General features: G+C 64.0%; 15 protein-coding genes. 3 read left to right on the plus strand and 12 right to left on the minus strand.

Translation table 11 applies throughout. From position 1 onward, the window contains the following. Positions 1-7 precede the first annotated feature (7 nt). Complete coding sequence (locus MTX21_RS21590) at positions 8-187, plus strand: hypothetical protein (protein WP_280966707.1); 180 nt, start codon at positions 8-10, stop codon at positions 185-187. 598 nt (positions 188-785) lie between these two features. Here the strand turns inward: MTX21_RS21590 and MTX21_RS21595 are convergent. The 4 genes from MTX21_RS21595 to MTX21_RS21610 all read right to left on the minus strand — a co-directional run bounded on the left by MTX21_RS21595 (position 786) and on the right by MTX21_RS21610 (position 3,617). Further along, on the minus strand, positions 786-1,196 hold the full coding sequence (locus tag MTX21_RS21595) for a VOC family protein (protein ID WP_280966708.1): 411 nt from the start codon (positions 1,194-1,196) through the stop codon (positions 786-788). Between the two features lie 25 nt (positions 1,197-1,221). Further along, positions 1,222-1,758 (minus strand): SRPBCC family protein, encoded by a 537-nt coding sequence (locus MTX21_RS21600; RefSeq protein ID WP_280966709.1) that lies wholly within the window; start codon positions 1,756-1,758, stop codon positions 1,222-1,224. Positions 1,759-1,950: 192 nt separating this feature from the next. Continuing rightward, a complete protein-coding gene (locus MTX21_RS21605) occupies positions 1,951-3,252 on the minus strand; it encodes an RNA polymerase sigma factor (RefSeq protein WP_280966710.1) in 1,302 nt (433 codons plus the stop codon). Further along, positions 3,249-3,617 (minus strand): YciI family protein, encoded by a 369-nt coding sequence (locus MTX21_RS21610; protein WP_024337611.1) that lies wholly within the window; start codon positions 3,615-3,617, stop codon positions 3,249-3,251. Before MTX21_RS21610 ends, MTX21_RS21605 begins: the two co-directional genes overlap by 4 nt. Before the next feature lie 141 nt (positions 3,618-3,758). On the opposite strand from MTX21_RS21610, the gene MTX21_RS21615 reads away from it, so the two are divergent. Next, a complete protein-coding gene (locus MTX21_RS21615) occupies positions 3,759-4,724 on the plus strand; it encodes a glyoxylate/hydroxypyruvate reductase A (RefSeq protein ID WP_280966711.1) in 966 nt (321 codons plus the stop codon). A gap of 70 nt (positions 4,725-4,794) precedes the next feature. On the opposite strand, the gene MTX21_RS21620 is transcribed toward MTX21_RS21615, so the two are convergent. Then, positions 4,795-5,448, minus strand: coding sequence for a TetR/AcrR family transcriptional regulator (locus MTX21_RS21620; RefSeq protein ID WP_280966712.1), 654 nt, complete (start codon positions 5,446-5,448; stop codon positions 4,795-4,797). A gap of 104 nt (positions 5,449-5,552) precedes the next feature. Here MTX21_RS21620 and MTX21_RS21625 point away from each other — a divergent pair, with 104 nt between their 5' ends. Further along, on the plus strand, positions 5,553-6,197 hold the full coding sequence (locus tag MTX21_RS21625) for a glutathione binding-like protein (RefSeq protein ID WP_280966713.1): 645 nt from the start codon (positions 5,553-5,555) through the stop codon (positions 6,195-6,197). Positions 6,198-6,277: 80 nt separating this feature from the next. On the opposite strand, the gene MTX21_RS21630 is transcribed toward MTX21_RS21625, so the two are convergent. The 7 genes from MTX21_RS21630 to MTX21_RS21660 form a co-directional block, all read right to left on the minus strand. After that, on the minus strand, positions 6,278-7,048 hold the full coding sequence (locus MTX21_RS21630; RefSeq protein ID WP_280966714.1) for a transporter substrate-binding domain-containing protein: 771 nt from the start codon (positions 7,046-7,048) through the stop codon (positions 6,278-6,280). Positions 7,049-7,085: 37 nt separating this feature from the next. Further along, on the minus strand, positions 7,086-7,433 hold the full coding sequence (locus MTX21_RS21635; RefSeq protein ID WP_280966715.1) for a cytochrome c: 348 nt from the start codon (positions 7,431-7,433) through the stop codon (positions 7,086-7,088). Between the two features lie 93 nt (positions 7,434-7,526). Then, on the minus strand, positions 7,527-9,242 hold the full coding sequence (locus MTX21_RS21640; protein ID WP_280966716.1) for a PQQ-binding-like beta-propeller repeat protein: 1,716 nt from the start codon (positions 9,240-9,242) through the stop codon (positions 7,527-7,529). A 329-nt stretch (positions 9,243-9,571) separates the two neighbouring features. Beyond that, a complete protein-coding gene (locus MTX21_RS21645) occupies positions 9,572-10,876 on the minus strand; it encodes a TRAP transporter large permease subunit (protein ID WP_280966717.1) in 1,305 nt (434 codons plus the stop codon). A gap of 45 nt (positions 10,877-10,921) precedes the next feature. Further along, on the minus strand, positions 10,922-11,515 hold the full coding sequence (locus MTX21_RS21650; protein ID WP_280966718.1) for a TRAP transporter small permease: 594 nt from the start codon (positions 11,513-11,515) through the stop codon (positions 10,922-10,924). A 10-nt stretch (positions 11,516-11,525) separates the two neighbouring features. Beyond that, positions 11,526-12,524, minus strand: a complete 999-nt coding sequence (locus MTX21_RS21655) for a TRAP transporter substrate-binding protein (protein WP_280966719.1) — start codon at positions 12,522-12,524, stop codon at positions 11,526-11,528. 40 nt (positions 12,525-12,564) lie between these two features. Then, positions 12,565-14,223 (minus strand): hydantoinase B/oxoprolinase family protein, encoded by a 1,659-nt coding sequence (locus MTX21_RS21660; protein ID WP_280966720.1) that lies wholly within the window; start codon positions 14,221-14,223, stop codon positions 12,565-12,567.

The following is a 14,223-nucleotide window of genomic DNA, read 5'->3' on the forward strand; positions in this document are numbered from 1 at the left end:
GATAGTCATGACCAGCATCAGCACCGACGGACATCCCAGTAAACAAGCTCAGCCCTCACAGTTGCGGACATGGAAGGAGCAGGCTGTCACCACTGCGTTCCTGATCACGAGCGCAGTCGTAACCGTTGGCTGGCTCTACGTGCTCGCAGAGGGAGCCTTGGCCGTCGTGAACTGGCTGTTCTCCTAGAAGAGAATCTGGATCATCGGAGCCAGCTTCATGCTGGCGCAGATGAGCATCCCCCACAGGGCAAAGTTGATTTGTAGCGCCGCCGCCATCGGTCGCTCCCCTCTTAAGTGACGTCCACCCCAGTTTGTGATTCTTTGAGACGAAGCTATCGATTTTGACGGGCAGTTTACAGCCCAATATTGCGCCAATTGTTGTGCGATGCAGTCCACCTCATTCCGCGATGCGCGCTCACGCAGAATGAGGCGAAAGCAAGAGTCACATTCGGCATGACCGATATATCTTTATCCTGCTCGGCCTTCGTGCCGCGCTCGCCGGATGCGCGACCGCGCCGACCTCGGTGCGTCGCCCAATCGCGCGGGACGGACTCGGCCAAGACCCGAACCGGACCGCCGTCGCAAGGCATCGCCAGGCGCACCTGCAGAGAGCGACTCCAATCCGAATCTTGAAGGGCGCCGCAGGAGGACGTCACCGGATTGATCCGCTGAAGCAGCGCGCGGTCAACCTATCGCGGTGAGGGCTTGCTTGTGCGCTCTCTCGCGCCGTTGGCGCGAGAGAGCGTGCTTGTCAGCGCGTCATCGGCGCGCGCTCACATTTGGGCTTACATCCCTTCCGGGCAGTTCACCATCCAGGGGATGCCGAAGCGATCGACGCACATGCCAAAGCCCTTGGCCCAGAACGTCTTGCTGAAGGGCATGGTGATCGTGCCGCCGTCGGCGAGTGCATTGAACTTGCGCTCGGCCTCCGCGGGATCTGCCAGGGTCAGCGAGATCGAGAAGCCCTGCGGCTTCTGCGCATGCTCGGGCGGCGCGTCGGAGGCCATCAACACGCTGCCGTCGGGCAACGACATGCGCGCGTGCATGATGGTCTTCTCGCGGCCGGGCGCCGCGGGCATGTCCGCCGGCGCCTCGGAGGCGCGCATCATCGCCTCGATCTTTCCGCCGAGCGCCTTGACGTAAAAGTTGAACGCCGCTTCGCAGGTGTCCTGATAGAACAGATAGGGATTGAGCATCGTTTCTCTCCTTGGCAGTGAAGCGTTACTTCTCGGTGAGCTTCTTCAGGCTGGCGAGGCCGGTCTCGAAATCCTTGCCGATCATGCGGTCCATGTTGATGAAGACCTGCATCAACTTGGACAGGAACGGTGCCGGACCATACATTGCCCATGTGACCAGTGTGACATCACCTTGCGGCACAAAGGTGAACTCCGCGGTGTTGTGACCTTCGAACGGCCGCTCGAAATCGAGCTTGATCCGAAGCTTTGACGGCGCGTTCGCCTCGAGGATTTCCATATGGCCGGCGCCGACATTGTTGTTGCCGTCCCAGGCATAGGTCGCGCCCTTACCTTCCGCAGTTCCGCCGAAGCTGCGCTTCATCGCGGGATCGCGGCCTTCATAGGGCGACCAGCCGGTCCAGCGATGAAAATCGGCAACCAGCGGATAGATCGCCTCGGCCGGCGCCTTCACGGCGAGCGAGCGCTCGACACGGAACATGTCGGGCTTGGTGAGCGCGAGGACGAGGACGGCGGCCAGGCCGACCGCGATCACGACCGCGAAAATGGCAACAGCTTTCAGCATGAATGACTCCCTTGGGTATGGGCTAAGGACGAATGACGCTGCGCGAGATCGACACGATGGACGGATCTTTTTTTGCGCTGCCCGCCCCACGTCATGGCCGGGCTAGTCCCGGCCATCCACGTTCTTGGCGCGGATGGAAAAGGCGTGGATGCCCGGGACAAGCCCGGGCATGACGGGCGGACGGGATCCGCTCTAATTCGCCTTCGCGCCTTGCTTGGAACTCCCACTGGTCCCCGTCGGCTGGCTGTCCCTGATCAGGCGATCGAGATGCATGCGGATGTGGGCGGCTTCCGCCGAGGTGTTGGCGAGCGCAATGGCGCGGTCGAAGGCGACGCGGGCCTCATCGTTGCGGCCGAGCTGCATCAGGAAGGCGCCGCGCACGCCGTAGAAATGGAAATAGTTGGCGAGCTTCGGCGCCAGCGGCTCGATCATGTCGAGCGCAGCCTGCGGCCCGCGCACCTTCGAGACCGCAACTGCGCGATTGAGCGTCACCACCGGCGAGGGCTGCACCAGTTCGAGCGCGCCATAGAGCAGGTCGATCTGCACCCAGTCGGTCTCCTCCGGAGTCGAAGCTCGCGCATGCAGCGCAGCGATCGCCGCCTGGATCTGGTAGGGGCCGCTGCGGCGGTGGCGCATCGCCTTGTCGATCAGCGCCAGCCCTTCCGCGATCATGGTGCCGTTCCACAGCGAGCGGTCCTGGTCTTCCAGCAGGATCAGCGAACCGTCTTCGGCAAAGCGCGCGGCACTGCGTGCATGCTGCAACAAGATCAGCGCCGTGAGCCCCATGATCTCCGGCTCGCTCTGGAATAGTCGCAGCAAGAGCCGCGCCAGCCGGATCGCTTCCTCGCACAGCGGCTTCCTGATCTCGGCGGTATCGCCGCTCGCCGAATAGCCTTCGTTGAAGATCAGGTAGATCATCGCCGCGACGCCGGCGAGCCGTTCCGAGCGCTCGACCGCGCCGGGCGCCTCGAACGGCACGCCGGCCTCTGCGACCTTGGCCTTGGCGCGCGTGATGCGCTGCTCCATCGCCGTTTCCGAGACCAGGAAAGCGCGCGCGATCTGCTTCACGGTGAGGCCGGAGACGATGCGCAAGGCCAGCGCGATCTGCTGCGTCGCCGGTAGCTGCGGATGGCAGCAGATGAACATCAGCCGCAGGATGTCGTCGCGGTAGTGCGAGCCGTCGAGCCGCTCGGCGAGCTCGCCTTCGGCATCGTCGAGATCGGAGATCGCCTGGTCGTCCTCCGGCAGCGGCTCCTGCTTGCGGGTACGCCGCACCTCGTCGATGGCGACGTTGCGGCCGACCATGATCAGCCAGGCGGCGGGATCGCGCGGCGGTCCGTTCTGCGGCCAGGTTTTCAGCGCACGCAGGCAGGCGTTCTGGAACGCCTCCTCGGCGGTGTCGAGATCGCGGAAATAGCGGAGCAGCGCGCCCACCGCCTGCGGTCGCGCCGAGGTCAGCGCGGTCTCGATCCAGGCGGCATCGGTCTCGCTCACGTCAGATTCCCTCCGGGCCTGAACACGCCCACGGGGCGCACCTCATAGGCGCCGCCGGGATTGGCCGCGCCAAGCTCGCGCGCGACGTCGAGCGCGTCGTCGAGATTCTTGCAGTCCACGATGTAGAAACCGAGCAACTGCTCCTTGGTTTCGGCATAGGGACCGTCGAGCACCAGCGGCGGATCTTCCTTGCGCAGCGTCGCGGCCGCAGTCGTCGGCAGCAGTCGGGCCACCGGCCCGAGCCGGCCCTGTTTGGTGAGCTTCTCCTGCACCACGGCGAGCTTTTTCATCACGGCCTCGTCCTGGTCCTTGCTCCAGGAACCGACGAAGTCCTCATCGTGATAGCAAAGGATGGCATAGAGCATGGTCGACACTTTCCTCGTCTTGTTCTGAAGACGAGCCAATATGCCCTGCCCCGACAGCGATGCGGAAATAATTTGCGAGAAAAATCCGCTGGTTCGTGCCAAGGAAGGCCTTCAAAAGCGGAACCCGATGAGACACCTGGAATGAGCAAAGGCACACTGGCCGTCCTGATCAACAGCAGGTCGCAGAACTGGCTGCCGGCGCGCTGGAAGACCCGGTTCGAGGCGGTCTGCGGCGGCCGCCGCGTCGCGCTGCTGCCCGACGCGGGGCTCGATCCGTCCGAGGTCCACTATGCCGCGGTGTGGAAGCCTGCACCGGGCGAGCTGGCCGCGTTTCCGAACCTGCGCGCAATCTTCAATCTGGGTGCCGGCGTCGATGCGGTGATGGCCGATCGCAGCCTGCCCGACGTGCCGCTGGTCCGCGTCGCCGTGCCCGATTTGACCAATCGCATGACAGAATATGCCGTGCTGCACGTGCTGATGCATCATCGCCAGGAGCTCTACTTGCGGCAATCACAGCGCGAGAAGCGCTGGGAGCCGAAATATCAGTGGCCGGCGAGCGCTATCACAGTCGGCATCATGGGATTGGGCACGCTGGGCGCGGATGCCGCCGTGGTGTTGCGGCGGCTCGGCTTTCGCGTCGCAGGCTGGAGCCGCAATCCGCGGGCCGTCGAGGGGGTCGAGTGCTTCCACGGCACCGCGCAGATCGACGCATTCCTGCGCGCGACCGACATCCTCGTCTGCCTGTTGCCGCTGACGCCGGAGACCCACGGCATCCTCAACCGCGACGTCTTTGCCAAGCTCAACCGCAACAGTCCGCTCGGAGCGCCCGTGCTGATCAATGCCGGCCGCGGCGGCCTGCAGAACGAGGCCGACATTCTGGCCTGCCTCGACGACGGCACGCTTGGCGCCGCCTCGCTCGACGTGTTCGTGCAGGAGCCGCTGCCGCAAGACAGCCGCTTCTGGACCCATCCGAAGCTGGTGCTGACCCCGCACAATGCGGCCGACACCGATGCGGAGGCGATCTCCGCCTACGTCGCCGAGCAGATCGCACGGTTCGAGGCCGGCGGCGTGCTGGAGAATGTGGTGGATCGCGGCCGGGGGTATTAGGGCCTGGCTGAAAGAAAACCGATCGCGCCGCATAGTCGGGCGTCGTCCCGGCGCAGGCCGGGATGACGGCTCAAGTTTTGGCGCCAGCCCCCACCATCACGTCGATCGCGCCCGCCACGATCGCTTCCAGCTCCTTGCGCGGCACGCGGGCGCGGGAGCGGATGGCGATCGAGTGGACGGTGGCGGAGGCGAGCTGCGCCAGCGCGGCCGGATCCGCCGTCTCGGGCAACTCGCCCTTCTCCTTCGCCCTCCGGAAACAATTGGCAAAGGCCTTGTCGAGCTCGGTGAGCCCGTCGAGCACCATGGCGCGAATCTCGGGATCGCCGACGGCTTCCGAGGCTGCGGTCACCACGGTGAAGCAGCCGCGCGGGCCGGTGTCGCCGGAAAGATAGATGTTCAGTGCCGAGGCGAAGATGCGCTCCAGCCGCTGGCGCAGCGGCATCTCCTCGCGAAAGATCGCCACCATCGAAGCGCGCGCGTCCTCGCGGTAGCGCTGATAGCTCTTGATGTAGAGCTCGCGCTTGTCGCCGAAGGCACCATAGAGACTCGGCCGGTTCATCCCGGTCGCTTGGCTGAGATCGTCGAGTGAGGTCGCCGCAAAGCCCTGCTTGCGGAACAGGTCGAGCGCCTTCCCGAGCGCCACGTCGGGCTCATAGGCGCGCGGCCGGCCGCGGCGCTTGGGCTGTCCGGGTGCCGCCATCGGCTCTTTCGATTTTTGTACCATTTCGCAAAATAATCCTTGACCCGACTTATATTATGCAAGACAGTACAAAAATCAATCTGGCCAGGTTGAGCGACATCCCAAGGAATTGCCCAAGGAGGCTACAGATGGACCTTTATTTCTCGCCCCTCGCCTGTTCGATGGCGACCCGCGTCGCGCTGTATGAAGCCGGCGCCGAGGCGAACTATCTCGAAGTCGATCCGCCGACCAAGAAGGTGCTGAACGACGACTCCGACTTTCGCGCCGTGAATCCGATCGGCCTCGTTCCCACGCTGCGCACCGACGAGGGCGTGGTGCTGACCGAGAACGCGGCGATCCTGCAATATGTCGCCGACCGCTTTCCGCAATCCGGCATCGGCACGGGACCCGGCATCGATCGCACGCGGCTGCATCAATGGCTCTGTTTCATCGGCACCGAGCTGCACAAGGGCCTGTTCGTGCCCGTGCTCGACCGCAAGGCGCCGCAAGAGGCCAAGGCCTACGTGCTGGAGAAGAACCTGTCGCGGCTCGACTATCTCGACAATTACCTGAAGGGCCGCGACTTCCTGCTCGATCATTTCAGCGTCGCCGACGCCTATCTCGTCACGGTCATCAACTGGACCATGGCGACACCACCGATCGAGCTCGCGAAATGGCCGAACGTGAAGGCCTATTACGAGCGCCTGCGCCAGCGTCCCTCGATCGCGAAGGCGATTGCGGAAGAGTTCGAGTTGTACAAGGCCGAGCAGGCGCGGAAGAAGGCGGCGGCTTAAGGCCAAAGCCAAATCTGATATTTCGCATATCAGCGACGTCGTGCCGGATCGGCCCGGACGGCGTCGTTCTCTTGAGCAATTCAGCTCCTCGGCGCTTGCAGCACGATCCCATAGCGACCGTATATCCGATCGATCGCGCCTTCGTTCCGCAGCCGTTCCAGCGCTCCGTCGATGGCTTCGCGCAACGCATCATCCGGGCGGACCATGCCGACGGCGACATTCCAGTTGAGATCGGCCACGCTCTCGTCGCGATCGAGAATCCGCAGGGGCTTGTCCGGATGCATCAGATTGAAATAGCTCGCCGCTGTGGGGGTGACCGCGGCGGCATCGATCTCATGGTTCGACACGGCGTCGAGGCTGTCGCTCTCGAAGCCGAAGGTCGATGTGGGCACGCGCCGCTGACCGATGATCATGGCTGCGACAGATCCGACCTGCACTCCCACCTTGGTAGCCTCGTTGAGGCTCTTGAACGAGGTGAGCGTGCTGGATGACGGTACCGCAAGCGCGACGCCCGTCCGATAATAGGGCTTGGAGATCCTCAAGCGGGTTTCGCCTTGCGCTTCGCGATCGGCAATGACGTCCAGAACAATGTCACAGCCGGCGCTACGCATTTGGTACTGCGTGATGGTCCAGTCGAGTCTCAGCGACACGCCGAGTTCGCGTGCCAGCGCCCGTCCCAACTCGACCTGAAAGCCGGGCGGATCGCCGGCCTTGCGCGCAAAGGGAAGCGAGTTGGGATGCGCGCATAGCCCGATCTCGCCGCTCGAGCGGATCGCGTCCAGGGTTCGCGCCTGCGCCGGTCCCGATAACCCGATGGCGGCACCGACGATGAGCGGGACAATTGCCTTCATTCCGCGTCCTCATTTGGATGGATCGGGTTTCGGCGGTTCAGCCCTCGCGCGGCTTGAGTTGCCGGATGTATGTGATGATCTGGTCGATCTGCGCGTCGCTGAAGGTTTCGCCGAATGCGGGCATCGCACCTGGCTTACCGTTCTTGATGCGGCTGCGAAGATAATCATCGTCGTGGGAGTTATTCATGAGCTGCGGCCCCTTGCCGGCCGCGCGCCCCCCATCGGAATGACACCAGCCACAGGTGGTTGCAAACAACTGCCCGACGTCGAACGTCTCCTTGTCCGGCGCAGGAGTGGCGGACTGCGCATGGACCGGCACGGGACATGCCAGCAAGACGGCCAGTGCCGCCGGCAGTAACGTCATTGTCCCCAAATTCGATTTCACGGGATACCGCTCCGTTTTCGCAAAGCCTCATCAGCCACTGAAATGCGTGGGGAGCGGGAGTGTCCCCGCTCCCCGACAGGTCATCCGAACGACCTATTTCAAGCTGTAGACGATCAGCGCGCCATCGTCGCGAGGCATGCTCTTGTAGACGCCGCCGAAGGTCGGCGCGTAATCGTCCGACGCCATGCCGCCAAAGCCCGCGGTCACCGCGATGTACTGCTTGCCGCCTGCGGAGTAGCTGATGATTCCGCCCTGATGGCCGGTGCCGTCAGAGTGATTCCACAGCTCGGTCCCGGATTCGGCATCGTAGGCATGAAGGATGCCGCGGGAGTCAGGCACGAACACGAGATTGCCAGCGGTCGACAGGACGCTCGCGAGCGGCGGTTCGGGGAAGCGGACTTCCCACTTCTTGGCGCCGGTCACCGGGTCGCGCGCGTCGAGGTGCCCATAAATCTCCCCGCCCGGAGGAGGCGCAATCTTGAAATCGGCCCCAATGTTGAGCTGTGCTTGCGGGGCGACTACCGGCGTCGTCTTCATGACCTCGAGGGTCATGCACCATTCCTGGCCGAGCTTGTAGTAGAGCCCCGTCTTCGGGTTGTAGGAGCCGGAATTGAAGCTGACGCCGCCGGAGATGTGCGGACACAGCGGCTCATTTACCTTTCCGGCCGTAAAGTCACGCCGGCCAACCAGTTCGCCGGTCTTGGGGTCGATGTTCTTCACAAAATTGCTGTTCTGGGTGATCCGCCAGACGTTCTTCAAACCGAGATTGCGGTCATAGACGAAGATGTAGCCGCTCTTGTTCGGATGAACTACGAGCTTCTGGCCGTCGCGCTCGAGCATCACGAACTCGCCGACGGCGCTGTCGAAGTCCCAGGCATCGTGCGGCAGTTCCTGATGGTAGAATTTCAGCTTGCCGGTATCGATATCGAGACCGATCACCGAACTCGTATAGAGATTGTCGCCGGGACGCGCACCTTGCGTCTTGTAGTCAGCGCCTGACCAATCGTAGAGCGGCGCCGGGTTTGCGGTGCCCCACAGGATGGTGTTGGTCTCTGAATCGTAGGTGCCCGGCATCCAGCCGCCACCACCGCCGGTGCGCCAGGAATCGCTACCCCAAGTCTTCATGGCCTCGTCGGTGCCAGCGACAGTCAGGAACTCCCACTTCTTCTTGCCGGTGGCGGCATCCACGGCGAAGATCGGGCCACGGCCCGGCCATTCACCACCTTGCGCGCCGATAATCACGCTCCCCTTCGCGTAAAGCGGCGCGCCGGTGAAGCCGACCGTGAGCTTCTGCGAATCGATCAGCTTGGTGTCCCAGAGGACTTTCCCCGTCTTCGCATCCAGCCCGATGAGACGGCCATCCATCGTACCGACGAAGACCTTGCCTTCACCGATAGCTACGCCGCGGTTGTAGGGCGAGTGGGTCTGTCGGCTGATCAGCGCCTCATCCAGCTCCGGAAAGTACGACCAGATCACCTCGCCCGTCGCGCCGTTCAGGGCAAAGACCCGGCTGTAAGAACCCGAGTAATAGAGCACGCCATCGGCGACGAGCGGCATTGACTGCAGGCCGCGCGTCGATCGTCCGGGAATGTGGATCCAGGCTACGCCCAGATTGCCGACGTTGTTTGCATTGATCTGCGCGAGCGGGCTGTAGTGATAGGATTTGTATGAACCGTGATAGGTGAGCCAATCGTTCTGACCGCCGGCCTCGATCCGGGCCGTATCCACGGTTTGAGCCAACGCCGCCGACGCCGCAAGCGTCGCACCGACAAGAACAGGTAAACCCGAGTTAAGCCACTGCTTCCTCATATGCACTTCCTCCCGCTTTCGTGTTTATTGATTGCGTGATGAGCGCCGCTGCGAGGGGCGTTTGCAGTTCAGTACGCGTCGATTGCTCTCCATCGGACATGATCTGCCAACAGATATCCCTCTCTCTCGGCGCCTATCGCCAAAGAAGCTACGTTCACTGGAGTGGTTGCTGTTGCACTTCTGCTCGCCGTTGAAGACTACGCCGGATCGTAAGGAGTGCAAAGACGGAATGCGCGCATGGTATGAATTTGACGCGCGCGGGCGAATTTTTTGAAACGGCAGTGGCACTGACCGTTTCGTTTAACCTGCAAATCTCAGGCCGAAGCGAGTTACCCGTAAAGCACTTTCGGCAGCACCGTGACGATGCCCGGCCACAACGTCAGCAGCAGCACGAAGCCCACCATAATGAGGAGATAGGGCAGCGTGACGCGCGCGATGTAGCCGAGGCCGTCTTCGGTCAGGCCCTGGATCACGAACAGGTTGAATCCGACGGGCGGGGTGATCTGCGCCATCTCGACGGCGAGCACCAGGAAGATCCCGAACCAGACCTCGTCGAAGCCGGCCCCCTTCACGATCGGCAATACGATCGGCAGCGTCATCACGATCATCGAGAAGCCATCGAGGAAGCAGCCGAGGATCAGATAGAAGACGATCAGCACGACGATCAGCATGAAGGGAGACAGGCCAAGACCCTTCACGAAGGCGGCCACGGCCTGCGGGATGCCGAGGAACGCCGCGGCGTTGCCAAGGATCGAGGCGCCGAGCACGATCAGGGCGATCATCGAGCAGGTGACGACGGAGCCGATCAGCACGTCGCGCATCACCTGCTGCGACATCGACCCTTGCGCCCAGGCGACGAGCGCGGCCCCGAGGACCCCGACGGCGGCGGCTTCCGACGGCGTCGCAAGCCCGCCATACATCGAGCCGAGCACGCAGGCGATCAGGAACAGCGCCGGAGCCAGGTCCTTCAGTGCGGCGAAGCGCTCGCTCCAGGGCACCTGCGAGAGCTTTGCCTCCGTCTCCGGCACCATCGTGCCGTTGAGCGTCGAGTGTAGCATCACCCAGGCCATGAAAGTGCCGGCCAGCAGCAGGCCGGGCAGCACGCCGGCCGTGAAGAGTTTCAGGATCGAAACGTCGCCGAGCACGCCGTAGATGATCATGATGTTGGACGGCGGGATCAGGAAGCCGAGCGTGCCGGCGCCGGCGAGCGAGCCGATCGCGATGTCGCGCGAATAGCCGCGGCGCAAGAGCTCGTTGAGCGACATGCGGCCGATCACCTGCGTCGTCGCGGCCGACGAGCCCGATATGGCGGCAAAGATGGTGCAGCCGATCACGTTCACATGCAGAAGGCGGCCCGGAAGAAGTCCCGCCCAGGGCGCGAGCCCCTGGAACAGCGAGCGCGACAAGCGGGTGCGGAACAGCAGCTCACCCATCAGGATGAACAGCGGCAGCGCCAGCAGCTCCTGCGTGGTCAGGATGTTCCAGGCGTATTGCGGCAGCAGCTTGTCGAGCGGGATCGAGCGGAACATCGCGAGCAACAGCGTCGCGGTCAGCGCGAGCGTCAGGCCGATCCACACCCCGCCCGCCAGGAGCGCGAACAGGATCACGAACAAGGCGACGACTTCGATGGTCATGAGATCCGGTGTCCGATGGCGGGCGAGGGAACGTTCACGGCGTGCTCATTCGACGGGCGAGGCCTTCATGCGGTGATCCTCCAGCGGAAGCCCCAGCGCGGCCTGGATCGCGCGCGCCAGGAACTGAAGCGTGAGCAGCAGCATGCCGAAGGTGACGATCGCCTGTGGAAACCACAGCGGGGTATCGCTCGAGGTCGAGACCTGGCCGCGCACGAAGGCACCCCAGGCGAACCTCGCCATGGCGGAGGTCAGGAACGCCATGAAGGCGAAGCCGGCGGCGGCGGAGAGAATTTCGATCGCACGCTGCACCGGCGCCGGCACGTTCTTGAGCAGCAGGACGACGCGAATGTGACCGCCGACGCGCAGCGTCATCGCGGCGCCGAAGGTGAAGGACGCCGCCATCAGATAAGAGGAGTACTCCCAGGCGATCGAGATCGTCGGCGGGAAGAACGGCAGGAAGTTCGAGAGGAAGCGCGTCGCGACCTCGCACAACATGAGGAAGGTCAACGTCAGCAGACAGCCGCCGCCGATCCAGCCGTCAAGCCGGCCGAGGCGATCGATGCCGTCGAGCAGCATCCGCAGCGGCGCCGGCGCCGCCGCGTTGAGACTTTGCGGAGCCGCGGGCGATACGCTGACCATGGCCCGGTCCTCAGCGCTTCATTTCGGCGAGATAGGCCCGCACCGGCTTATCGGCCGCAGGCACGCGCTTGAGGAAGGCGTCGAGCTGCGGCGCGGTCTTGCGGCGGATCTCCGCCATCATCGCATCCGAGACCGGCACCACCTCCATGCCGCCCTCCTTGAGACGGTTGAGACTGTCGACATCGGCCTTGAGCGAGTTCGCCCAGAAGTCCGGCTCCATCTTCGCGGCAATGCCGGCGACGAGTTGCTGTTGATCGCTGCTGAGCGTTTTCCAGGAATCGAGGTTGACGGTGAGCATCTGCGACGACCAGACATGATTGGTCGGGTAGATGTATTTCAGGAACTCCCAGAACTTGCCGTCGACGCCCGACACCGCCGAGGTGGAGACGCCGGCGACCGCGCCGGAGGCGAGCGCGGGGATAGTCTCGCCCCAGGGAATCATCACCGGCGCCATGCCGACCACGGCCAGCATGTCGACGGCGTTCTTGTCGGGCACGCGGATCTTGATGTTCTTCAGGCCGTCGACGTCGGCGACCTTCACCTTGAGGTGCAGATACTGCGTCGGCCACGGCACGATGTAGAGAATCTTCTGGTTGTTGCGCGCGGCGACCTTCTCGTATTCGGGCCGCACATATTTGTGCAGCACCTTCAATTCGTCCATCGAGCCGCAGAGGAAGGGAATGCTCTCGACGCCCATGAAGGGCTCATCGCCCACCTGCTGGATGTTGAGCACGTCGGCGAGCGGCACCAGACCGTCGCGCACCGCGCGCAGATGTTCGGGCCCCTTGAAGCCGAGCTGACCGCCCGCCTTCACGGTGATGTTCACCGCACCGCCGGTCTGCTTCTTGACCTCCCCGGCGAAGGCCATCGCGTTCTGGGTGTGGAAGTTGCCATCCGGCCAGACCGTCGACATGTCCCAGCTCACCGTCGCCGCCCGCGCGCGCGTCGAGATGTGACTTGTGGCGAGCAGCGTCGCTGCGCCCGCGGTGAACGTTCGTCGCGTGATCATTGGCCCCTCCGTTCGCTATCGCGCACTAAGCTTCAGCGCGTCACCGCGCGTACCCATAAACCGCAGCCGCATTGTCGGCAGACACGAGGCCGCTCTCGACATCGTCGTTGATGGCCGCCCGATCGCGCTTCCTGGGATCGCCGATCCCGGCGCCGCCGGGTGTCAGCACCACGAGGCGGTCGTCGGGCGGGACCTGCTGAAAGCCCTTGCCGCGCAGCTTTCGTCCGGACTTCAGGCCGACATAGCCGGCCTCGCCGTTGCCTCCGCCGTCACGGCCGCGCGGCGGATGATCGATGCGGTCGAAGGCTGCGAGGATATCGAACGGCGCATCGACGCCGCTGCCGACTTCGATGATCTGGCCGAGGCCGCCACGGGTGCGCCCTGCCCCGCCGGAATCGGGACGCAGCTCCTTGCGCCAGAAGATCAGCGGCGTCTGCGTCTCCGCGATCTCCACCGGCGTACCACGCACGCCGCTGGGATAGGCCGTGGCCGACAGCCCGTCCTTGCCGAAGCGAGCACCGGTGCCGCCATTGCTGGTCACCGCCATCGAGAACCCGTAGTTGCCGCCGGCGCCGGAGCGCGTCTGTCCTCGCACGTTGAGATTCCACAGGCACGAGGTGCCTTCCGCCGGCACGCGCTCGGGGATGATCTGGCGCAGGCAGCCGAACACCACGTCGGGCAGCATCTGGCCGATCACGTGGCGCGAGGCGACCGGCGCGGGCTTTGGCGCATTGAGGATCGCACCCGCCGGCGCCGACACCGTGAGCGGCGACAGCGAGCCGGCATTGTTCGGGATCTGCGAGGCAACGACGCAGCCGAGGCCGAACACCGTGTAGGCGGTCGTATAGGACAACGGCACGTTGATGCCGAACTTCGAGGCGGCCGAGGTGCCGTCGAAATCGACGTGAATGCCCGTATCCGAGATCGTCAGCGTCGCGGCCAGCGTCACCGGCGCATCATAGCCGTCGACGACCATGCTGTTGCGCCAGCTTCCCTTCGGGAGTTTTGCGATCTCGGCGAGCACGGCCTCGCGCGAGCGGTCGCAGATGTAGTCGCCGAGCGCATCGAGCGTATCGATGCCGAACTCCTCCATCATCTCGACCAGGCGCTCGCAGCCGACGTCGTTGCAGCCGGCGAGCGAATAGGTGTCGCCCTCGGTGTCGATCGGCAGCCGCGTGTTGGTGCGGATCATCGCCATCAGCGTCTCGTTGACGACGCCCTGGTCGATCAGCTTCAGCATGGGGATGTAGAGCCCCTCCATGAACACGTCGGTGGCGTCGGGGCCGAAGCCGATGCCGCCGATGTCCATCAGATGACTGGTGCAGGAGAAAAGCGCGACGACCTTGCCGTCCTTGAAGCAGGGCGTGGTGACGACGAAGTCGTTGAGATGACCGGTGCCCATCCAGGGATCGTTGGTGATGTAGGCGTCGCCCTCCTTCATCGTCTGAAGCGGGAAATGCGCGATGAAGTGCTTGACCGATTCCGCCATCGAATTGACGTGGCCGGGCGTGCCCGTCACCGCCTGCGCCAGCATCCGCCCCTTGAGATCGAACACGCCGGCCGAGAGGTCGCCGCATTCGCGCACGATCGGGCTGAACGCAGTGCGGAGCAGCACCTGCGCCTGCTCCTCGACCACGGCGATCAGCCGGTGCCACATGATCTGGAGATCGATCAGGCTCGCGCCGTTTGCGTTGCTCAT

This window comes from Bradyrhizobium sp. ISRA430, assembly GCF_029909975.1.
In the GTDB taxonomy this organism is placed as follows: domain Bacteria; phylum Pseudomonadota; class Alphaproteobacteria; order Rhizobiales; family Xanthobacteraceae; genus Bradyrhizobium.

Coding starts and splice junctions, on each gene's coding strand:
- MTX21_RS21650 (WP_280966718.1), bottom strand. CDS start 11,515: ATGGTCAGCGTATCGCCCGCGGCTCCGCAAAGTCTCAACGCGGCGGCG.
- MTX21_RS21640 (WP_280966716.1), bottom strand. CDS start 9,242: ATGAGGAAGCAGTGGCTTAACTCGGGTTTACCTGTTCTTGTCGGTGCG.
- MTX21_RS21625 (WP_280966713.1), top strand. CDS start 5,553: ATGGACCTTTATTTCTCGCCCCTCGCCTGTTCGATGGCGACCCGCGTC.
- MTX21_RS21590 (WP_280966707.1), top strand. CDS start 8: ATGACCAGCATCAGCACCGACGGACATCCCAGTAAACAAGCTCAGCCC.
- MTX21_RS21630 (WP_280966714.1), bottom strand. CDS start 7,048: ATGAAGGCAATTGTCCCGCTCATCGTCGGTGCCGCCATCGGGTTATCG.
- MTX21_RS21645 (WP_280966717.1), bottom strand. CDS start 10,876: ATGACCATCGAAGTCGTCGCCTTGTTCGTGATCCTGTTCGCGCTCCTG.
- MTX21_RS21595 (WP_280966708.1), bottom strand. CDS start 1,196: ATGCTCAATCCCTATCTGTTCTATCAGGACACCTGCGAAGCGGCGTTC.
- MTX21_RS21660 (WP_280966720.1), bottom strand. CDS start 14,223: ATGAGCAACGCAAACGGCGCGAGCCTGATCGATCTCCAGATCATGTGG.
- MTX21_RS21655 (WP_280966719.1), bottom strand. CDS start 12,524: ATGATCACGCGACGAACGTTCACCGCGGGCGCAGCGACGCTGCTCGCC.
- MTX21_RS21615 (WP_280966711.1), top strand. CDS start 3,759: ATGAGCAAAGGCACACTGGCCGTCCTGATCAACAGCAGGTCGCAGAAC.
- MTX21_RS21620 (WP_280966712.1), bottom strand. CDS start 5,448: ATGGTACAAAAATCGAAAGAGCCGATGGCGGCACCCGGACAGCCCAAG.
- MTX21_RS21610 (WP_024337611.1), bottom strand. CDS start 3,617: ATGCTCTATGCCATCCTTTGCTATCACGATGAGGACTTCGTCGGTTCC.
- MTX21_RS21600 (WP_280966709.1), bottom strand. CDS start 1,758: ATGCTGAAAGCTGTTGCCATTTTCGCGGTCGTGATCGCGGTCGGCCTG.